The sequence below is a fragment of the Paenibacillus sp. FSL R5-0912 genome (assembly GCF_000758605.1).
Lineage (GTDB): Bacteria > Bacillota > Bacilli > Paenibacillales > Paenibacillaceae > Paenibacillus_AQ.
The window spans coordinates 2,871,303-2,890,960 of record NZ_CP009282.1; the positions used below are offsets into that span (position 1 = coordinate 2,871,303).

At 53.4% G+C, this 19,658-nt stretch carries 19 protein-coding genes and 1 tRNA gene; 15 read left to right on the forward strand and 5 right to left on the reverse strand.

The features are described 5' to 3' along the window. The first annotated feature begins 1 nt into the window (after position 1). Positions 2-1,471 (forward strand): metallophosphoesterase family protein, encoded by a 1,470-nt coding sequence (locus tag R50912_RS11995; RefSeq protein ID WP_081956469.1) that lies wholly within the window; start codon positions 2-4, stop codon positions 1,469-1,471. Next, a complete protein-coding gene (locus R50912_RS12000) occupies positions 1,472-4,774 on the forward strand; it encodes an AAA family ATPase (protein WP_042235067.1) in 3,303 nt (1,100 codons plus the stop codon). It begins immediately after the preceding gene. Here R50912_RS12000 and R50912_RS12005 read toward each other — a convergent pair. Further along, positions 4,761-5,888 carry a YkvI family membrane protein gene (locus R50912_RS12005; RefSeq protein WP_042235068.1) on the reverse strand — a complete coding sequence of 376 codons (1,128 nt, stop codon included), beginning with the start codon at positions 5,886-5,888 and terminating at the stop codon, positions 4,761-4,763. The genes R50912_RS12000 and R50912_RS12005 overlap by 14 nt on opposite strands. Before the next feature lie 177 nt (positions 5,889-6,065). On the opposite strand from R50912_RS12005, the gene R50912_RS12010 reads away from it, so the two are divergent. From R50912_RS12010 to R50912_RS12030, 5 genes are all read left to right on the forward strand, one after another. Beyond that, on the forward strand, positions 6,066-6,635 hold the full coding sequence (locus R50912_RS12010) for a xanthine phosphoribosyltransferase (protein WP_042235070.1): 570 nt from the start codon (positions 6,066-6,068) through the stop codon (positions 6,633-6,635). Positions 6,636-6,743: 108 nt separating this feature from the next. Continuing rightward, positions 6,744-7,061, forward strand: a complete 318-nt coding sequence (locus R50912_RS12015; protein WP_039309077.1) for a hypothetical protein — start codon at positions 6,744-6,746, stop codon at positions 7,059-7,061. 131 nt (positions 7,062-7,192) lie between these two features. Further along, positions 7,193-7,411 carry a hypothetical protein gene (locus R50912_RS12020; protein WP_042135771.1) on the forward strand — a complete coding sequence of 73 codons (219 nt, stop codon included), beginning with the start codon at positions 7,193-7,195 and terminating at the stop codon, positions 7,409-7,411. A 125-nt stretch (positions 7,412-7,536) separates the two neighbouring features. After that, entirely contained in the window at positions 7,537-8,328 is a 792-nt protein-coding gene (locus R50912_RS12025) for an SDR family oxidoreductase (RefSeq protein ID WP_042242178.1), read from the forward strand. Next, positions 8,325-9,002, forward strand: a complete 678-nt coding sequence (locus R50912_RS12030) for an AlkZ-related protein (protein ID WP_042235072.1) — start codon at positions 8,325-8,327, stop codon at positions 9,000-9,002. Before R50912_RS12025 ends, R50912_RS12030 begins: the two co-directional genes overlap by 4 nt. A 414-nt stretch (positions 9,003-9,416) precedes the next feature. Here the strand turns inward: R50912_RS12030 and R50912_RS12035 are convergent, their stop codons facing one another. Next, the gene (locus R50912_RS12035; RefSeq protein WP_042235075.1) at positions 9,417-9,875 is read right to left on the reverse strand and encodes a YhjD family protein; all 459 of its coding nucleotides are present in this window, start codon (positions 9,873-9,875) and stop codon (positions 9,417-9,419) included. A 187-nt stretch (positions 9,876-10,062) separates the two neighbouring features. On the opposite strand from R50912_RS12035, the gene R50912_RS12040 reads away from it, so the two are divergent. The 8 genes from R50912_RS12040 to R50912_RS12075 all read left to right on the forward strand — a co-directional run bounded on the left by R50912_RS12040 (position 10,063) and on the right by R50912_RS12075 (position 17,195). After that, a tRNA-Leu gene (locus R50912_RS12040) sits at positions 10,063-10,146 on the forward strand. 480 nt (positions 10,147-10,626) lie between these two features. Beyond that, positions 10,627-10,830, forward strand: coding sequence for a helix-turn-helix transcriptional regulator (locus R50912_RS12045; protein ID WP_042135783.1), 204 nt, complete (start codon positions 10,627-10,629; stop codon positions 10,828-10,830). After that, entirely contained in the window at positions 10,827-11,249 is a 423-nt protein-coding gene (locus tag R50912_RS33250; protein WP_052416239.1) for a hypothetical protein, read from the forward strand. Before R50912_RS12045 ends, R50912_RS33250 begins: the two co-directional genes overlap by 4 nt. Positions 11,250-11,303: 54 nt before the next feature. After that, on the forward strand, positions 11,304-11,954 hold the full coding sequence (locus R50912_RS12055; protein ID WP_042235077.1) for a hypothetical protein: 651 nt from the start codon (positions 11,304-11,306) through the stop codon (positions 11,952-11,954). Positions 11,955-12,195: 241 nt separating this feature from the next. After that, positions 12,196-13,542, forward strand: coding sequence for a citrate transporter (locus tag R50912_RS12060; protein WP_081956470.1), 1,347 nt, complete (start codon positions 12,196-12,198; stop codon positions 13,540-13,542). A 100-nt stretch (positions 13,543-13,642) separates the two neighbouring features. Then, positions 13,643-15,775: a hydantoinase/oxoprolinase family protein gene (locus R50912_RS12065; RefSeq protein WP_042235080.1), complete on the forward strand. Its 2,133-nt coding sequence runs from the start codon at positions 13,643-13,645 to the stop codon at positions 15,773-15,775. A 60-nt stretch (positions 15,776-15,835) separates the two neighbouring features. Next, on the forward strand, positions 15,836-16,540 hold the full coding sequence (locus R50912_RS12070) for a hypothetical protein (protein WP_052416831.1): 705 nt from the start codon (positions 15,836-15,838) through the stop codon (positions 16,538-16,540). Beyond that, on the forward strand, positions 16,527-17,195 hold the full coding sequence (locus R50912_RS12075; protein ID WP_269322099.1) for a GntR family transcriptional regulator: 669 nt from the start codon (positions 16,527-16,529) through the stop codon (positions 17,193-17,195). The genes R50912_RS12070 and R50912_RS12075 overlap by 14 nt, the downstream gene beginning before the upstream one ends. Positions 17,196-17,286: 91 nt before the next feature. On the opposite strand, the gene R50912_RS12080 is transcribed toward R50912_RS12075, so the two are convergent. The 3 genes from R50912_RS12080 to R50912_RS12090 form a co-directional block, all read right to left on the reverse strand. Continuing rightward, complete coding sequence (locus R50912_RS12080; protein WP_042235084.1) at positions 17,287-18,435, reverse strand: DUF2812 domain-containing protein; 1,149 nt, start codon at positions 18,433-18,435, stop codon at positions 17,287-17,289. Further along, positions 18,432-18,797 (reverse strand): PadR family transcriptional regulator, encoded by a 366-nt coding sequence (locus R50912_RS12085; protein ID WP_231575337.1) that lies wholly within the window; start codon positions 18,795-18,797, stop codon positions 18,432-18,434. The genes R50912_RS12080 and R50912_RS12085 overlap by 4 nt, the downstream gene beginning before the upstream one ends. Before the next feature lie 92 nt (positions 18,798-18,889). Then, positions 18,890-19,576, reverse strand: a complete 687-nt coding sequence (locus R50912_RS12090; protein ID WP_042235087.1) for a DUF7002 family protein — start codon at positions 19,574-19,576, stop codon at positions 18,890-18,892. Positions 19,577-19,658 lie beyond the last annotated feature (82 nt).

The window sequence follows — 19,658 nt, forward strand, 5'->3', positions numbered from 1 at the left end:
TATGATTCCTTTTCGATTCCTGCATGCTGCGGATCTGCACCTGGACAGCCGGTTTGCAGGGCTGTCCCATCTGCCGCAGGCTATACGCTCCTATCTCCGGGAGTCCACCTTCGCCGCCCTCGGGCGGCTTGTTGGCGTAGCTATAGAGCAAAGGGTAGATTTCGTAGTCATCAGCGGGGATGTCTATGATGTCTCCGATGCCTCTCTCCAGGGTCAGCTCCGGTTCCGGGAAGCCCTGGAGGAACTCGGGCAGCACGGGATTCAGGTGTTCCTGATTCACGGAAATCATGATCCGCTGGACGGGCCGCGTCTTGCAGCGGCACCTCCTGATCACGTTACAGTGTTCGGCGGCAGCGAACCGGAACAGGCCATCGCCCGCCGCAGAGAGGACGGCAGGGAGGTAGCCGTGATCAGCGGGATCTCCTATCCGACTGCCAAAGTGACTGAGAATACGGCGCTGCGGTTTAACCGTCAACCGGGCAGCAACCTGTTCCACATTGCGCTGCTGCACGGCAATGTGGACGGGGATCTCCAGCATGAGACGTACTCTCCCTGCAGCCGCAAGGATCTGATCGGGAGAGGCTACGACTATTGGGCGCTGGGGCATATTCATAAACGCAGTATTCTGCATGATCGTCCGCCCATTGTCTATCCGGGAAATATTCAGGGACGGAGCATCAAGGAAACCGGCCCTAAAGGCTGCTACACCGTCCAGGTGGATGCAGAAGGTGCTGCGTCACTGACCTTCCATGAACTGGACAGTGTGCGCTGGCAGGTCCGTGAGATCCCGGTGGAGGGTCTGGCGGATGAGGCTTCGTTAACGCGAGCCGTTGAGAATGCGGTTGAAGACATCCGGGAAGAAACACCGCAGCTGATGTCTGTCGTAAGGTTCCGTCTGACCGGGCGGGGTGCTATACATAAGGTGCTGACGGAGAAGGGGGCTGCGGAGGATCTGCTCGCTGAGCTGCAGCGGAGGGAAACAGTCCGTGCGGAACGTAAGGAGTATGCAGGTCTCGTATGGACCGAAGGCTTCGCTATGGAAACGGGACTGGCGATTGACCGGGGCCGTCTGCTGCTGGAGGACAGCTTCCTCGGCGAAATGCTGCGGCTTGCCGGACGGAGCGGCGGGAACGACCAGGAGCTGGAGGAGCTGATCTCCACTGCGCTAAGGCCGCTAATGGAGAATCAGGAGCTGCGCAAGCTGCTCATGTCCACAGGGAGCGAAGAGAAGCGGGACTGGCTAAGCAGGGCTGCGGAGCTGGGCACTGTGCTGCTCAGCGGAGTGGAGGAGCAAGCCGGTGTACCGCAGGGTCCTGCGGCAGGAGAAGAGCTTCTGTCTGCCCGGGCCAGCGGGTCCTTGGAAAGAGACGGAGCCGGCGGATCAGCGGTGAGTAAGGCGATGCCGGAGGAAGAGGGCAGTGACGGGGAAGCGGCGGACCTGACTGTATGGCGAGAGCGGGGGGGATGCTGAATGAAAATTGAGTCTTTGCGGATTGACGGCTATGGCCGTCTGGCCCGGCGGGAGATGAAGCTGAATGAGGGGGTCACTGTGCTCTTCGGGCGTAATGAAGCCGGCAAAAGCACTACCCTGCAGTTTATCCGCGCGATGCTGTACGGCATCCCCGGCCGGGCGTATCCTGCCGAGCGGTATGAGCCGCTGCAAGGCGGAATACATGGCGGGGTGCTGAATGCGCGTGACGACACAGGCGCCCTCTGGACGATCCGGCGGTTTGCTTCCGGCGGTGAAGGACCGGGAAGAGGCGAGAAGCTGCAGATTACACTTAGCCATCCGGATGGAACCACTGAGGAGCTGCAGCAGGCTGAGCTGGAGCGCCGCCTGCTGGGCGGCATCTCGCGGAGTATGTTCCGCCAGCTGTTCGCCGTCTCGCTGGACGAGCTGCAGGAGCTTGGCGCGCTGCAGTCCGGTGAGATGAGCAGCTACCTGTTCCATGCCGGGATGGGCGGCGGCGGCGAGATTATGCGGGCGGAGAAACGCCTGGTCCAGGATGCCGAGAAGCTCTACAAGCCACGGGGCAAGGTGCAGGATGCCGCCAAGATTCTGCAGTCTATTGAGAAGCTGGAACGGGAGGTAGCGGAGAGCCGCTCCTATCTGCCCAGATATAATGAGAATACGCTGGCTCTGGAAGCGGTAGAGCAGAAGCTGTTACAGATGAAAGATAGCCGGGAAACCGCGGCAGACCGGCTGCTTAAGCTGCGGAAGGCACAGGAGATCCGCGAGCTGTGGCTGAAATGGTCTGAAGCCCGTCTTGAGCTGGCAGAGCTTCCGCAGATTGATGCGTTCCCTGAAGCTGGGGTGGACCGCTGGAAGTCACTGGAGGGCGATCAGCGGGGATTGGAGGGTGCGGCGTTCCGCCTGGAACGGCTGAAGGCAGACCTTGCGGCTGAGCTTGCCGCGAAGCCGCCTGATCCCCTGCTGGAGCAGCAGGGGCCGGCTCTCGAAGCGCTGGACCGCAGACGGGGCAGCTATGAGGACAAGCGCACGGAGCGGCAGCGGCTGACGGGCGAGCTTGCCGCGCTGGGCGAACAGCTCCAGCGTACCCTGCGCAGCATTGGCGCGGGCTGGAGCGCCGCTGAGCTGGGGGGCTTCGCAGCCAGCGCGGCGGACCGGGAAGCCGCGCGGCGCTACGCTGCGTCCTTTGCCGGGTACGACCGGCAAATGGAGACCAGGGGCGCGGAGCTGCTGAGCCTCCGCGCCAGAACGGCCGCCGCCGGCGCTGCGCTGCAGGCGGCCGAGCGTCAGCTTGCGCAGGGGTACGCAAGCGGCGCAGCGGACTTCGCGGGCATTGCGAAGCGCAGCCCGCGTGAACTGCTGCAGCTGTGGGACGAGCTGCAGCAGGCCGCCGAGCGCTGGCGCGAAGCGCTGCTCGGCGGCTCTGCAGGCGGCGCGGAGGTCCCGCGCCGCAGAGGCACTGCCGCCGGGGACAGCCGCCCCGGCGGGAACGGGCGCCGGGCGCAGCGCTACCGGCGCCTCCTGCAGGCGGGCGCAGCGCTTACGCTGCTGCTGCCGCCTGCGCTGCTCTTGACCGGCGCGCCGCCGGTCAGCGCATGGTCCGCGCTCGGCCTGCTGGCCGCAGCGGACCTGGGGCTGTGGGCCGCCCTGCGCGCAGCGGCGGCCGTTAATCCGCCGCCTGCGCCGGGCGGCGGGGAGGCAGGCAAGGCCGCAGCGGAGATGCTGCGGCTGCGCGGGCTTTTGCTCTCCGGGGCGAAGCCGGAGAGCGGCATACAAGATGCCGGCGGGCTGGAGGCCGGGATGAAGGAGCTGCGCCGCCTGATGGAGGCGTGGAACGCCTGGCGCCAGCGCGTCGAACGGCAGACCGCTGAAGTCGAGGCCTGCCGCACGGAGCTCGCGGTGCTGGCCGGACAGGAGCGGGTACTGGCAGAGGAGCTGGACCATGCCGAAGCCAGCTTCACGGAGCTGGCCGCTCGTTATGAAGAATGGCTGCGCCAGCGGGGGCTGCCGGAAGGGCTCTCACCGGACGGCCTGCCGGATATCTTCGCCCTGGCGGAGCAAGGCAATGAACTGCTGCGCCAGCAGGGCAAATTATCCCTCCGGCTCAGCGGACTGGAGTCAGAGTGCGCTGCTTATGAGCAGGAAGGGATGATTCTGCTTAGAGATACTGAGGCTGCTGCCGAGGCCCGCAGGGATCACTCCTCTGTTACTTTGAGCTCTCCAGTACATCCCAACTCACAATCAGGCCCGCAGCCGGAGCCCCAAGCTGAACCTCCTGCCGGAGCCCGGGCTTCAACTCAAGCTTCACCGGACTCTCTTTCACTGCTAACCTGGCTGGAGCTGCGGAAGCGGGAATGGGAGGCGCTGAAGACAGAGCTGCTGCGCAGGGAGAGTATAGAGGCGCGGCTTACCCAAGTTCATGAGGAACTGGCTGCGAACCGGAGAGAGCAGAAGGAGCTGAACGGGCGGAGCAGCAGGCTCCTTCAGGAAGGCGGCGCTGAGAACGGCGAACAATTCCTGCGCCGTTCATCGGCCTGGATGAGGCATAGTGAGCTGACGCGGTCGGTACGGCAGTGGGAGCTGGCTATGTTTGGCGGATGGGAGCAGGAAGGCAAGGCAGAACTGCTCTTGCTGCTGGAGCATCGGGATGCCCGGGTGCTTGAACAGGAACGTATGGCGGCGGAAGAAGCGGTGTTGAGCCTGGAGGAAGAACGCAGTTCCCTGCTCCAGCAGCGCGGCAAGCTGCTGCAGGAACGGGAGGACCTGAGGGGGCGGTGCATGGAGGACTCGGCGCTTCAGCAGCTGGAAGAACAGCGGGCGGCGCTGCATAATCTGGCCGGGCAATATGCGGTAACGGCGCTGGCGGCCGAGCTTATGGGACGGACGCGGCGGATCTATGAACAGGAGAAGCAGCCGCAGGTGCTGCAGCTTGCCTCTGTATATTTCTCTAAGCTGACGCATGGGGAGTACCGCCGGATCGTAATGACTCTGGGGCACAAGGAGCTGAAAGCGGAGCATAAGGATGCCGGGCTGATGGACAGCGGACTGCTTAGCCGGGGGACGGCGGAACAGCTGTATCTGGCGATCCGGCTGGCCCTTTCGGAGACCATGAGCAGTCAGGTGAACCTGCCGCTGTTCTTCGACGATTTGTTTGTCAATTTCGATGAACACCGCTTACATGCGGCTCTCGGATTACTGGGCGAATTGTCGGTATCCCGGCAGATTGTGATGATGACCTGCCACCGGCATGTGGCCGAAGCGGTGGCGGGGATCATACCTGCTGCTGCGGTTATTTCCGTGTAGTCCGGATCACCGGCTTAACCGCCACAATGGTGATGCCCTTACCTCCGGTTCCAGAGGCAGGCGGACCGCTTGGCCGCGGCGGCTGTGACATGGGAGCACGCATCAGCATGACCGCCCACACCAGGCACAGGGCGCCGAAGATCGGGTAGAATACCCTGAGCAGGGAACTGAAGCCGAATTGGCTGAACACATAACAGACCAGCATAAGCAGCGGGGTTACCAGGGCTGGAGCGACCGGCAGGCGCTGCTGCAGTTGAACGCTAACCCCGTAGATGTCAGCGACGAAGGTACTGAAGATTTCCATGAAGATCAGCAGCAGAAAAATCGTCTGCACGATGGGACCCAGCCGGAAGGCGATGCTGCCCATCGGGATCTCGAACTGCAGAATTCCCGGCATTTGTGAACTCATGGCAAAGTGGGCTGCCAGAAGCATGAACCCGATTCCGGCTCCGCCCAGAATCCCTCCGCGTACAAGCGCCTGCTCGTCCTCGGTATGCCGGGCCAGCGGAACAAGCACGGCCTGGGCCATGCCTAGGTTAAAGGCGGTATACAGGAGCGGAGACATCCAGGCACTGAAGAAGCTATGGTCTGTCGGCAGGAACAGGAATCGGTCTGCACCGGGAACACCCAGCGTATTAAATACAATAATTAGCGACAGAGTAAGCATCAAAGGAACCACCAGGCTATTGATTTGCAGGATTCCGGAAATGCCCCGCTTCAGCAGCAGATAGGACCCGAGAATCGTGAGCAGCAGCCCCGCCTGATAGGGCATTCCGAGATGCTCCTTAAAAATAGCCCCGGCACCCGCCAGCATAATGCTGTTCACGCCAATCAGAATAATCATGGTGAACAGGCTGATGCTGGAGCCGACCTTTTCTCCAAACAGATGGCGGTTGAAATCTTCATAGGAGTCTGCCTCAATCCGCCGGGCGATAATCATCATTTTGGTGCCAAGCCAAATAAATATCGCGGTGGAGAACAGGATGGTCAGCAAGGCCCAGTGGCCGTATCTTGTGAAGAAACGGAGAATCTCCTGGCCGGTGGCGAAGCCGGCACCCACAATGGTGCCAATATAGGTAAAAGCGATCTGCAATGTGCGGACTCGGGACTTCATGGTTCTCCTCCTCTGAATGCTGCGAAGATTTAAATAGCGGTGCGGGCAGGATTGCCTTGTGCAGTCCGCATAGTACAGGTTATGATGAGGAACAGAAGGACATGACTTCCGCCTAGTGAATAAGCTGTTATTACAGTGGAACGTCTGGAATTATAAAGGTAATGGAGGTTCAAAGTCATGGAATTATTGAAACAGCGGATTTTGGAGGAAGGGGTCGTCATTTCGGATCAGGTGCTGAAGCTGGACGGTCTGCTTAACCACCAGGTTGATCCGATGCTGACGATGGAAATGGGACGGGAGTTTGCCCGCAGATTTGCTGAGGCTGGAGTGACACGCGTAGTTACCGTGGAGTCTTCGGGTATTGCCGTGGCATTTGCCACCGCTTATGAGATGAAGGTGCCACTGGTCTTTGCCCGGCGCAAAAAAACGCTGCTCGCTGATCCCGATGCCCTATGCGAACGGGTGCCGTCTTTTACCAAAGGGATCGTCACGGATATCATGCTGTCCCGCCAATACATCTCGGAGCATGACAAAATCCTCTTTATCGACGATATCATCGCCAACGGAGACGCCGCGCGCGGCCTGATCAAGATCATCCAGCGTTCCGGCGCCGAGCTTGTGGGTCTGGGCGTAGTGGTCGAGAAAAGCTTCCAGGCTGGCGCCCGTACAATCCGGGAACAGGGTATTCGTCTGGAGTCGCTTGTCGATATTACCTCTCTTAGTGAGGGAACGATTACTTTCGGGTAGGATTTAAGTGACAAATACAGGAACATAGCCTATTTTTGAAACAACTGCTTTTCACCCTATAAGTTTTCCTTTATAATAAAAATTAGACATGAGAGAGGAGGCGTCACAATGGGGAAAGAACCGGTGACAGAGCAATTTTTTATTGATAAACTAACCGAGGCTAAGGATCACTTCGAACGTGCGCTGGATTGCAAACACACGGAGTTCGACGATTTGTACCCCTATATGATCGAACATCCTCAGTTTTTCTGGTACAAACGCTACGTAGCTTGGTCGGAGCTTCTGACAATCACAAGTTTATGTGAAGAGCTGTCCTTCAACTGGAGACAGAAATTCACGGATCATCAGGTAGAATATCTGGAACAACGGGTGATGTCCGCTAAAGTTCTTGACTTCTGGTTTGAGAAGAATGAAGCGCTGATATAAGAACTTCATAAGACATACAGACTTACTTAGTTCATAACTAGACCCGGATGATTTATCATTTGGGTCTTTTTCATGATTCGATTTAGGCAAATATTGGACAAGCTAAGGATAGAGAGGGGAGTAGAACAATTATGATTAGTGATGAACAGCTCGATGCCTACCGGATTTCCGGTGAAAAGATACGTGTGGTGCGCGATGGACTGGAGAGCAATGATGTGAAGGGGATTGTGCTGGCCTGGGATGAGTCCCAGGTAATGATCCGGCGTCCGAATAAGCGGGTAGTGAAGCTGGACCGGAACTATCTGTATCAGCCGTTCAGCGAGCCGAGACCGGAAGCAGATACCTTATAAACAGCAAACGGAATACGCTGAATGCCCTTTATTAATTACAGCTTTACAATCAGCAGAGTGCGCTCCAGAGCGTACTTTTGCTGATTATGCGGGACCCTTATATTGAACTGCCTGAGGAGGAGCATATGAACCATCAGAATAAAATCTCTGTCATCACCGGCGGCGCTAACGGAATTGGACGCTGTCTAACGGAGGAGCTGCTGAAGGCGGGAGCGGTGGTTGCCTGCATAGATACCGATCTTGCGGCCGGACGCTGGCTGGAGGAGCAGTATGGAGCGGAGCGGCTGTTGTTCTATCCGGGAGATATTGCGGAGCGTTCGGTCATTGAGGATTTCACCGCACAGGTTATCAGCAAATTCGGACATGTGGATTACCTGATTAACAATGCCTGCATTAGCAAAAAAGGCCTGCTGTCGGAGTGCAGCTACGAGGATTTCGAATATGTGCAGCGGATCGGGGTAACTGCGCCATATTATTTGACACTGCGGCTTAAGGAATATTTCGCTCCGGGAGCGTCCATCGTGAATATCTCTTCAAGCCGGGAGCGAATGTCCCAGCCGGATACGGAGAGCTATACTGCCGCCAAAGGCGGCATTGGTGCGTTGACCCACGGCCTTAGTGTAAGTCTGGCCGGTAAAGTGCGGGTGAATGCGATCAGCCCCGGTTGGATTGATACCACTGCCTATCAGGGTACGGGAGAAGCAGCGGACCCGGTTCATTCGGAGCCGGACCTGCTGCAGCATCCGGCTGGACGGGTAGGCACACCGCCGGATATCGCGGCTATGGTGCTTTTCCTGTGCAGTGATGCTGCAGGGTTCATCACCGGGGAGAATATAAAGATCGATGGCGGAATGTCCAAGCTGATGATCTATCACGGGGACGAAGGCTGGACTTATAGTCCGGGAGGGCAGGCATGAAGCTGCCAGTAATTAAGAATGCGCGGGAGTTAGCCGGTCTGGTGCGTGAGATAGGTTTCCTTCCTTTATTCCGCTGTGAGATTGATGGTTTCTCCCTGCAGGAATGCACGCCTGCGGGCTACTGGTTCGTGAAGGATGTGGAGGGGCCGTGGGAGTGGCGTGAGGAAGTTGCCGCAGGGGGCGAGATCGCTTATGCGAAGCTTTTTAACAAAAAAGCCGGGTTTATCAGCAAAGCATGGTACCCTGACTTCGCCAATTACCGCCGGGACGGATACGACTTCGACGCCAGATATGATGATGGACTAGCCTCCATGCCCAGCAAACAAATTATGGATGTGCTAATGGAACACAGTGAGGGACTACTCTCCAATGAGCTTAAGCAGCTGGCCGGCTTCGGGAAAAACGGGGCTAAGGGCTTCGACACCGCAATGACGCATCTGCAGATGCAGACCTATATTACAGCCAGCAGATTTGAATACAAGCAGGATAAAGAGGGGCGTCCGTACGGCTGGGGAGTCGGGCGGTATGCGATGAGTGAGCATGTATACGGGGAAGAATGGGTTACCTCGCGTTACGCTGATAAGCCCGCGGAATCGAAGTCACGGATTGCTGAGCATGTGGCGAAGCTGTTCCCGGATGCAGAGATGAAGGAAATTGAAAAGGTCATTAAGTAGGGGAGCGCCGCGCCCGATACAGATTGAACTTTTATCACATTTCTTATTAAATCCTGCACAGGATACAACATTTTCCTCCGGAATTCGGCCCTAATCCGAAGTTGGTGTATAAAAGGCAACATCTCTCTTTGTTCTAGCGGTTTGGTGGAGGAATTATTGTATTTCATACAACAATCTGTCCGAATGCCCAAGTATCGAGGAATCAAAGTTGCAATACGTACAACAATTATGCCTATGTAGTGTTAATTTAACAATCTCAGGCTCGCTCTGCGGACAACGGGACAGGTATGAGGAATGGAATGGTTCCGCTTTTGTTGAAATTCAAACTATATGGAACCTCTAGGAAGTGTAGGTACACAAAGAGCCTCGTCCAGTAAATAGGACGAGGCTCTTTGTGGATTAACCAGTAACGGCCTAGAAAGATAAGGCCATCTGCTCGACACGTTCTTCACGGGGAAGAACGGAGGCAAGCTCGGCACCCAGCCCGAGATAAGCGCGCATGCGCAGCATCATCTCGTTGCGGAAGCCGGGCCATAGGATATGGATATCCCCGGAGTATCCCCGGCAGGTATACTCGGCCGTAACTCCGCGCTGATCCTGGCGGATGGTATTGATCTTCAGCTGATGCGACGTAAGCTCACGGGTAACCTCCTGCAGCATCAGCGAAGTCTTCTTCGTGGCGCTGGAGACCAGCTCCATGTAGAGCTGTGGATTCTTGAAGAGACCGCTCTTACCAATAACTCGGCAATCGCGCTCAAACACTTTATGGATAAACGTTAGCAGCAGATAGCTTCTGACAAGGGACAATTCGTCTTTGGTTATATCTTCAGGAAGTGTTGGTGTGATTAGGGTGTTTCTCTTGGTAGTCGCCATATAAATCACCTCATTTATAGTATGCGAACCTTTGTTCTCATTATACATCTTTTGGGTAAGTAAATGCAATATTCATCTTGAAAATTATTGGAAATAAACAAAATTAAAAAAATATAAAAAGGTTGACTCTGAAATCCCAGCATGATAAGATCTATCTTGTGACTGCGTAAGCAAGTCAACCGAATATGCGGTCATGGCGGAATTGGCAGACGCGCTGGCTTCAGGTGCCAGTGATAGCAATATCGTGGAGGTTCGAGTCCTCTTGACCGCATCATATTTATCAAATACAGGTTCTGAATCGGCTTTGTATAGCCGGGTTAGAACCTGTTTTTTTGTGGGCAGATAGTTGAGGCCGTTGCTCATCCCTTGGGCCAATGATACTTATGCCATTCCCGAAAGCTCCCCCCTCATCCGAGAGGCTCCCCCCCAATGCAATGACGCTGCCCTTCAAATTCAACATTTCCCATAGTTCTATCTCATGTTGGCCGGATAATCCAATTACCATTTGAATACCGGCTGTTTGCCGAATAGATCGCTCAGCGTGCTCGAAATATTCTGCGAATCATCTACTTCATCAATACCGACTCCATTTGCTACAGCAAATAAAACTCCGGCATAATTACCCGTTAGGGTGATTTTATGCTTTTCTTTTTGTGTGAGTAAACACAGAGTGATGGAAAGTACGCTTTACATAACAGAGAGTGAGTGATATTATTATGGAAAGTTAACTTTACATATGCGAGGTGAAGGTATGGATAACAGGCTGGAACAGCTTCGGAAGGAGCGGGGAATTAAACAAGAAGAGCTGGCCGAGGCGCTCGAGGTCTCCAGACAGACCATCGGTTCGCTTGAGAACGGGAGGTATAACCCGTCCATCATTCTAGCCTTCAAAATCGCCCGCTATTTCAAACTGGCCATTGAGGATATTTTTATCTATGAGGAGGAATCCGAATGAAGATGAACAAGAAGATCTGGCTGTTTTCTTTTCTGCTGCTGCTTGGGGGGATTCTGGCTGCTGCCGGGCTTCTGACGATGAATGAAAGTACTGAGAGACTAGCCGGGTTAGGTCTTGGTATAGGCTCGGGGCTGTTCAGTATGAGTGCCGCCCAGCTTATCATTCAGTGTTATTATGCCAAACACCCTAAGCTAAGGAAGCAGGCTGTCATTGAACTGCGCGACGAACGCCACACGGCCATCCGGATGAAAGCGAAGGCCAAAGCCTTCGATGTAATGATTGTGGTTATGATTGCGCTGTCGTTTCTGTTTATATTCGGCGGGACCGCTCTGTGGGTAGTGCTGTCGACCATCGGACTATATGTTCTCGGCTGTTTCCTGCAGCTGTTCTACATCCGTAAGTACAGTAAGCAGATGTAACCGGACTAGTGGAAGAGTAAGACGATGTTCTATATTTGACTGGAGGGATTTCTGATGGATGCGCCCGTTAAGAACAGGATGCATTGGGAGCTGACCTATATTTTCCTGCTTACTGGCCTCATCGTACTGCTGGCAGCTGCCGTTCGCGGATGTTCAGAGCAGGTGGCTGTTGCAGGATTTGCAGCAGCCTTAGCGCTTAATTGTTGGGTCTGGAAGCATGCTGTCAGCCGGAATGTTATCTATTTGCATAATGGCTTGAACATCATCTGTGCAGTTCTGCTGGCGTATCTGCTGTCAGCCTACGTATTCGTCTCGGAGAGTACGGTGATTGGCGCTGCCTTCGGAATGGTGATCATGGATGTGTTCAGCTTCACCAAAAGAGGACGTTTCACGCTCAACGCCCGGTTAATGGAGCATACGAATACAGCCGCCCGTCTATCGGTCTGCCTTCCGGTTCCCGGGAGGCGGGGGCTCATTCCGGTCATCGGTACAGGAGATCTGACTTTTTATTCCCTGCTGACTATAGTTTCCCTGCAATCCGTCAATAGAGCAGGACCGCTCTTTGCAGTCTTGCCTGTCCTGGCAGGTCAGCTGCTGAATATGGTAATTATTGCGGCCCTGAAGAATAGAGCGGGCTTCAAAGGGTTTCCTGCTACCTTAATGCCGGGCTTGCTGTTCATTGCTGTACTTCTTCCGAACATTTAAACTTAATAAGCAGCACCCAGCCCCTGCGGCCATGCCGTGGGGGCTTTCTCTGTTCTTGCTGAAAGGCTCCCATTGTTATCCCGCGACTGACTCGAAATACAGTGAAATCCACAGCGCAGAATTGTATTGACGCCTGAGCAACTAACATGTTAATATTTTCCCGAGACAAACTAACATGTCAGTTAGGCTATATAGCATGTTAGCATGTTATTCATATATTCCTATTTCAGGAGGTTATTTTGTGGATGTGGCTAATGTTGTAATCGGTTTCATTATGGTCTTATCATTTTTTGGATTGGTGTGGTACTGCGTTAAGGGGTATAACCTCATGGTGGGCTTCTTCGTCATGTCGGTCCTGTGGACATCAATTGCCCTGATCGGCAATTCCATTCATCCAACCTCCGTTATGGAGGGTAAGACATTTATTGACGTCCTGACGAACGTCTTCCAGACGGGTCCGGAGAACTACGGTAAAGCGATTCTGGTTAATATCTTCTTCGGCGCCTTCTTCGGCAGAGTCTTGATTGACACAGGGATTGCTGCAACGCTGATCCGTAAGGTGGTAGAGCTTGGCGGAGACAAACCAAGAATTACGATGTCGCTCTTATGTATTGTTACTGCGGTAATCTTCACCTCTATGACGGGTATCGGTCCGGTAATCTCCATCGCCGTAATCGTCTTGCCGATCATGCTGTCACTGGGAATACCTTCACCGATTGCCTTGTTCTCCTTCATGGGCTCAATTATGGCGGGTATCTTCGGGAACATTGTTAACTTCAAGCAGTATCAGGCTATTTTTGCTACAGCCAATGAAAGTTATGCCAGCTACGACTACAATACATACTTCAAATTCGGCATGATTGCGATGGCTGTCTCCCTGATTGTTGTTCTGGTGGTATCTAACCTGTCCATGAACAAGAAGGTTTCCCGTGCCTGGGCAGCCACTCCGGATGCCGGAGCTACGGTTGATGCCCCTGCAATCTCCTGGATTTCCATCATTCTGCCGGTAATCGGTGTAGTGGTGTTCAAACTCCCGATTATCTTCGGATTTATCGTTGCCGGTCTGTTCGCTTTACTGACTTGCGGCAAGTTAAAGGGTGGATTTGCAAGCGTTTGCAGAATGCTGTCGAAGCAATTCGCAGACGGGGCTATCGATGTGGCGCCGATGATCGGATTCTTGCTCACACTGTCCATGTTCAATAATGCTGCAACCTATGCTTCTCCTTACTTCAAAACCTTGCTTGATGGTGCAATGCCTCAGACGGCGTTATTGCTCTGTATCGTATTCGCCATCCTGACACCGCTTGGCTTCTTCCGCGGCCCGATGAACCTGGTCGGTTCCGGATCGGCCATTCTGGCAGTAGTTGTGGCTACCGCAGCTTGGCCTGTACAGTTTCTGTATCCTTTGTTCGCCATCACTACAGTAGCTCCGCAGCATTTGGACGTTACCCAATCCTGGGTAGCCTGGGGCTTCGGATATACGAAGGTTCCGGCCAAGGAATATATGAAGATGTCCATTCCTACAGGCTGGATTATCGGGATTATTCTGTGCGCGATTGTATTCTTCATGTACGGAAATTTGGTGTAGCACCGCTTATGTCCAAATGAACCGGCTGCTGCGTCCCTGTCAGCCAGGAGCCGGTTATTAGCCTTCAGTACAATTTAATGAAGAGAAACGGAGAAATCATATGGGTAAAATGGTTAGAATGGGGATCGACGTCGGTGGAACACATACAAAAGCAGTTGCCATCGACAATGAAACACATGAAATTATCGGGAAATCGTCCGTCAAGACTACGCATGATCATGAGAGAGGTGTAGCCGCCGGTGTTGTGAAATGTTTTCAGAATTGTCTGAAAGAAAATAACATCAAGCCGGAAGATGTAGTCTTCGTTGCACACAGCACGACGCAGGCAACCAATGCGCTGATTGAAGGTGATATCGCACAGGTTGGCATCATTGGCATGGCTAAGGGCGGCCTTGAAGGCTGGCTGGCCAAACGTCAGACCAAACTGCAGAACATCGATCTGGGCAACAGCAAAGAGATCAAAATCTACAATAGCTTCATTAACATTAAGAAAATGTCCGAAGCCTCCGTGCTACAGGTCATCGATGATCTTAAGCGTCAGGGAGCACAGGTGATTGTGCCTTCCATGGCTTTTGGCGTAGATAATGGCAGACCTGAAGAGCTCGTCTATATAGAAGCTGAGAAAAAAGGCATTCCGACCACCATGGCATCCGATATCACCAAATTGTACGGGCTCACCCGCAGAACGAGAACAGCAGCAATCAATGCAAGCATTCTGCCCAAGATGCTGGACACCGCCAATTCAACTGAACAGTCCGTAAGGGAAGCCGGCGTCCATGTACCTCTGATGATCATGAGAGGCGACGGCGGGGTTATGGAAATCAGCGAAATGAAGAAACGTCCTGTGCTTACGATGTTATCGGGTCCGGCTGCCTCAGTCATGGGGTCTTTGATGTATCTGAGAGCCTCTAACGGTGTGTATTTCGAGGTGGGCGGAACCACAACCAATATTGGGGTTATCAAAAATGGCCGTCCGGCCATTGACTATTCAATCGTCGGCGGTCACCCTACCTATGTCAATTCACTGGATGTGCGCGTACTCGGTGTTGCTGGCGGCTCCATGATCCGGGCGAACAAAAGCGGAGTAGTGGATGTCGGGCCCAGATCGGCACATATCGGCGGCCTGGATTATTCGGTCTTTACCGATCCGGACAAGATTAAGGGCGCCAAGGTGGAATTTTTCTCGCCCAAACCGGGTGATCCGGCAGATTATGTAGCCATCCGTCTGGAGAACGGGGAGCGTGTGACGATCACGAATTCCTGTGCTGCGAACGTGCTGGGCCTTGTGAAGCCGGAGCATTTCTCCTACGGGAATGTGGAAGCCGCCAGACGGGCGATGCAGGCCTTAGCCGATTATTGCGGAACCACGGCCGAAGATATTGCGAAGCAGATTATGGAAAAAGCGTATGCGAAGATCGAACCGATCATTCTGTCGCTGGCCGAGAAATACAAACTGGAGAAAGACCAGATCTCCCTGGTGGGAGTTGGCGGGGGAGCCGCTTCGCTGATCGTCTATTTCTCAGAGAAAATGGGCCTGAAATACAGTATTCCTGAGAATGCTGAGGTGATCTCGTCCATTGGTGTTGCCCTGTCGATGGTTCGGGACGTTGTTGAGCGGATCATTCCGTCACCTTCCAAAGAAGTGATTGCCGCACTCAAAATGGAAGCAATGAACAAAGCGATTCAGAGTGGAGCCACTCCGGAAAGCATCGAGATCCATATCGATATTGATCCGCAGACGTCAAAGGTTACCGCGATTGCTACGGGTTCCACGGAGGTGAAGACGACCGAGCTGCTGAAGGAATGTGATGAAGCGGAGCTCCGCGAGCTGGCCGCGAAGGATATGCGTATTTCCATCGACCGGACACAACTGCTTGAGAAAACGAGGTATGTCAGCATTTTCGGCGAAAAGGTTGACAAGGCCGGTGAAGCGGGTGCAGTGCGCATCTTAGACACCAAAGGGTTCATTAAGGTGCAACGAGGCCGGGCGATGGCCCTCAAGACAACTGCCGGAGATTACCTGAATGCCGTCAAAAAGCTCTGGGAGGCTATGGCTGTCTACCAGACTGAACTGATTGCCCGGCCGGACTTCTATCTGTGTATCGGTGCCCGGGTGATGGACTTTACCGCCTCCGATTTCGAACAGCTGGAGCTGCTTATGGATATCGAAATTTCCACGTTTGAGCCGGATACGGAGGTTATCGTTGTCGCTGCCAATGTCAAGCAGAGCTAACGCTAATCTATTGAGGCCATTCATAGCGATATTAATGAAGGAATGAAGAATGGGGGCAGCATGCAGGTGCAGATGAAGCTGGGTGTAATGATGCGTGATTTGCTGCAGGTAGAGGATGAGGCTTGGGGGCTGTACGCTTTTTCCAGGGACATTCTGAACCGGCGCATTCTGCCTGAAAACAAGACAGAGATGATTGAGAGAGCTACAGCCTGCGGCAAAGCATACGCACAGCGCATCATCCTTGAATATGGAACCCGTGATGTCCGCGTGATCGCGGACAAATTGAAGCTAAAGCTAGAATTTCAAAGTGCGCTTATGACAGGGAAACGTGTGCTTTTTGCCTGCTATACCCCACCGTACACCATCGAAATTATGGAAGAGCCCGTGCGCAGGGCGGTGGAGCTGGTCCGGGAGGAGGAGCCGGGGCTAGTTGAACTTTTTCAGCAAGCTGGTATAATGAATACTATCCTTGGCCACGAAATTTTTCATTTTGTAGAAGACCAGTTTGCACATGAAATCTACACCCGGACTGAGAAGATTCTGCTATGGAACCTGCTTGGGTTCAAGAATTATTCTACAATACGCACCTTGAGTGAAGTGGGAGCCATGGCCTTTACACAGGAACTGAATAGACTCAGCTACGCGCCGTTTATTCTGGATGTTCTGTTGTATTACAGCTATGATGCTGCCAGTGCGGAGAAAATATATCGTGATGTACTAGGAGTGAGTTCAGGAAGGTGTAGGGAACCCGTTGAAGATTATTAATAACAGTAATTCACTAAATGATGTAACTTACAATAAAATAAGAGAAGACATCATGAATATGACGTTGGAGCCGGGAATGGATGTCAGTGTGCAGAAGCTCTCTGAACGCTATGGCGTAAGCCGGACACCGGTACGGGAAGCAGTAGTCCGCCTTCAACAGTCTGGACTGGTGGAAATATATCCTCAGCGCAAAACAGTAGTCTCCAAAATTGATCTGCAGCGGGTCCGCGAGGAATGGTTCATCCGCACATCGCTTGAATCTGCCGTGATTGATGAATTCATCCGCAAATGCAGTGAGCTTGTAGCAGATACGATGCAGGAACTGATTAACAAACAGAAGAAATATATGGATAAGAAATATTTCCGGGAATTTTATTTCAAGGACAATCGTTTTCACCAGCTGATCTTTCAGACGGCGGGCGAAGAGCTATCCTGGTTTACAATTGAAGAGGTTGCCTCGCATTATAACAGGATCCGTCTGCTGTACGGCAAGATGGAGGGCGTGCAGCCATCCGATATTGATAAACATGTGAAGATGGTAGCGGCCACCCGCAAGCGTGATGTGGAGGGAATGCGCAAGATTGTGATGGAGCATTCTAATACATTGCTGGACCGGGTACAGGTGATGTCCAAGCAATATCCGCAATTTTTCTGAAATATGGTAAGCATATGCTTAAGGCGTATCCTTGAAGCTGCTCCGTTTGGAGTATGACTTCCGGTATACGCCTTTTGTTGCGGTGCAATACCTACAGCTTCTTAAGCCGCCGGTAATACAGCCAGGTTCTTCCTGCGAACGAGCCGAAGAGAAGGATACAGAGGAACATAAGTGAAGTATTCCATGCCCGGGAAGCGGTGACTCCGTCTTGCAGCATGTCGTCAATAAATGCCGTCACATTCAGGCTGTAGAGCAGAATCATCGGAAGAAACAATGCTGTATAGCTGATGGCAATTTTACGGGCATGCTTCAAGCGGTGATACGGGTCACTGTAGATTTCCGGTTGTTCAGCACGCTTCAGCTCCTCCCGGCTCCAGAGGGTCCATTTCTGCAGAGAAGAGGATGAGCTATAGACCTTATCCCAGCCTGCCTGCCGGTGCAGCTCGAAATACTCTTCATCGCCAATGACCTGATAGTCGGCGTGATACTTCATGATACGTGGACTGCCTTGGCTGAAATGGAACAGGGTGCCTCCCGGGCCGACTTTATACAGATTCCATCCCAGCCGTTCCTTATCCTCCAGCCATTCCTCCAGCCGGTCAGGAGCGTACATCCAGCCTAACTTCAACCGCTTCATTGTAACGCCCGCCGGCCTCTGCGGCTCGTGAGTCTTCTTGAAGTCCTCATAATCCGAGATTAACACCTTGCTGGCCGCCCGGAGCTTAATAATAGAATAGATGGCAAGTACGAGCAGGATCACAGCCAAGGCTGCTGCGGCCCAGGTAACTGCCCACATAGGGCTTTGCTGTACCTGAAGTGGAGCATCCTGGGTCAAGGAGAAGCCTAGAGCAATCAGCGGAATCATTGCAATGAGCAGCATATAAAGAAGTATTCCCATAAAAATATATGAGATTTTGTGGTTTCGCCTCAAGACATCCTTGCGGGAAGGGTAGGCCTTAATCTGTGACGGCTGCTGATCATTCTCGTAGACGGTCCACTTGCCTTGCTGCAGGCGCTTGCTCCAGCCTTCAGCAGCAAGATAGGAAGACATGTAAGGCTGGGAGGATGGAGCATAACCGATCTGATAAGTAAGCTGAACCGGCTCAGACTGCCGGAACGTAAACTGTCGCAGCAGCAGATTCCACTCCGCCAGCATCCATCCCCGGCTAGCCATATCGGCCAGCCAGGCTTCTGATTTGGGCAGGTCGTAGCTCCAGAGGGGCCTAAAAACCCTTTTCATACAAATTCCTCCTCACTGGTAATGGCATTACGGTGAAGTTCCTTTAATCTGCTGATTTCTGCGCGCATTACTGCTTTCCCCAGATCTGATACCTCGTACACCGTTTTTCTCTCTTCATCGGCGAATACAACGATCAGTCCATCTTTGTTCATCTTCGTCAAAGTTCCATATACCGTACCGGAACCCAGTCTAAGCCGGCCCTCAGACAGCTCATCCACATGCTTGATGATTCCATATCCGTGGCGTGGGATGGTTAAGGACAACAGAATATAGAAGGCCGTCTCTGTCATCGGCACGTACTTTTTCAGCACTTTATCCATTGTGGACAACACGATCACCTGCTTCGCCAGTTCATTGTGCATAACTCATGGCCTTTAATATAATATGTCTTGCCGTGACTATGTCATAACGTGACTATATCACGATGCGACATAAGTTACAAGGCTAGCGGCAATTAATGTGCCGTCAGAGCCAGCGGTTGACATACAGGCTGCCAGATCTCAGGAACCAGCTGCGGCTCCGAACAATAGACCGTCTGCAAATACCGGCTGAGCGGTGATATTTGTCCTTCGACCAGCACTTCCTTGATTTCCGAAGGTTTGGTGGGTATCGCCGGCCCGGCTGTTGACATGAACTCAGCAATGGGCAGCAGCATCCCGCAGCTTTTGCGGTAGGACATCCGGTGCGGGAATCTGGGCGAGCTGCCAGAATCATATTTGGACAGCTTGATCCGATCAAACTGTCCGGCGAGCAGCTCGCAGGCGTCGAATTTCAGGATGGCAAAAACTTCGCCGGGCTCTCTGCGGGAGTACATCGCCGCCATGGCCAGGCAATCCCGCCAGGTCGGCCACAAGAAGACATGGCGGTCAAGGCAGAGACGTAATTCCTCAGGGGTTGTGTCCGGGTCCATTGCTTCAGGTGTGATGCGCAGATGGGAATTCAGGATAACCGGCTGCCCGGCGTATTGTACCTGGAGGGCTGTAGTCCGGCGTACTCCGGCTGCATGCGCTGGACATAATACGGATGAGGCGTACAATGCGTCAAGTGTAGCCATTGCGGGCAAATTCTTGGCGCGGGTGAAGTGGTATAACGAAGTGCGGAGCGGGCTTTTGGTAATGGCAGCAATCAGTGAATGTTTCATAGTGTTATTTTATCCTTTGCGGGAAATGAATATTTTTTTATTTTAGAAAGGAAATGCTGAAAGGGAAAGGATGAGAAAGATG

What these genes read in the sequence shown, in the direction of transcription:
- R50912_RS12005 (WP_042235068.1), bottom strand. Translation starts at nt 5,888, where the DNA reads ATGAAGTCCCGAGTCCGCACATTGCAGATCGCTTTTACCTATATTGGC.
- R50912_RS12065 (WP_042235080.1), top strand. Translation starts at nt 13,643, where the DNA reads ATGGGTAAAATGGTTAGAATGGGGATCGACGTCGGTGGAACACATACA.
- R50912_RS33250 (WP_052416239.1), top strand. Translation starts at nt 10,827, where the DNA reads ATGAAGATGAACAAGAAGATCTGGCTGTTTTCTTTTCTGCTGCTGCTT.
- R50912_RS12035 (WP_042235075.1), bottom strand. Translation starts at nt 9,875, where the DNA reads ATGGCGACTACCAAGAGAAACACCCTAATCACACCAACACTTCCTGAA.
- R50912_RS12015 (WP_039309077.1), top strand. Translation starts at nt 6,744, where the DNA reads ATGGGGAAAGAACCGGTGACAGAGCAATTTTTTATTGATAAACTAACC.
- R50912_RS12070 (WP_052416831.1), top strand. Translation starts at nt 15,836, where the DNA reads ATGCAGGTGCAGATGAAGCTGGGTGTAATGATGCGTGATTTGCTGCAG.
- R50912_RS12055 (WP_042235077.1), top strand. Translation starts at nt 11,304, where the DNA reads ATGGATGCGCCCGTTAAGAACAGGATGCATTGGGAGCTGACCTATATT.
- R50912_RS11995 (WP_081956469.1), top strand. Translation starts at nt 2, where the DNA reads ATGATTCCTTTTCGATTCCTGCATGCTGCGGATCTGCACCTGGACAGC.
- R50912_RS12085 (WP_231575337.1), bottom strand. Translation starts at nt 18,797, where the DNA reads ATGCACAATGAACTGGCGAAGCAGGTGATCGTGTTGTCCACAATGGAT.
- R50912_RS12010 (WP_042235070.1), top strand. Translation starts at nt 6,066, where the DNA reads ATGGAATTATTGAAACAGCGGATTTTGGAGGAAGGGGTCGTCATTTCG.
- R50912_RS12030 (WP_042235072.1), top strand. Translation starts at nt 8,325, where the DNA reads ATGAAGCTGCCAGTAATTAAGAATGCGCGGGAGTTAGCCGGTCTGGTG.
- R50912_RS12025 (WP_042242178.1), top strand. Translation starts at nt 7,537, where the DNA reads ATGAACCATCAGAATAAAATCTCTGTCATCACCGGCGGCGCTAACGGA.
- R50912_RS12080 (WP_042235084.1), bottom strand. Translation starts at nt 18,435, where the DNA reads ATGAAAAGGGTTTTTAGGCCCCTCTGGAGCTACGACCTGCCCAAATCA.
- R50912_RS12045 (WP_042135783.1), top strand. Translation starts at nt 10,627, where the DNA reads ATGGATAACAGGCTGGAACAGCTTCGGAAGGAGCGGGGAATTAAACAA.
- R50912_RS12090 (WP_042235087.1), bottom strand. Translation starts at nt 19,576, where the DNA reads ATGAAACATTCACTGATTGCTGCCATTACCAAAAGCCCGCTCCGCACT.
- R50912_RS12020 (WP_042135771.1), top strand. Translation starts at nt 7,193, where the DNA reads ATGATTAGTGATGAACAGCTCGATGCCTACCGGATTTCCGGTGAAAAG.
- R50912_RS12000 (WP_042235067.1), top strand. Translation starts at nt 1,472, where the DNA reads ATGAAAATTGAGTCTTTGCGGATTGACGGCTATGGCCGTCTGGCCCGG.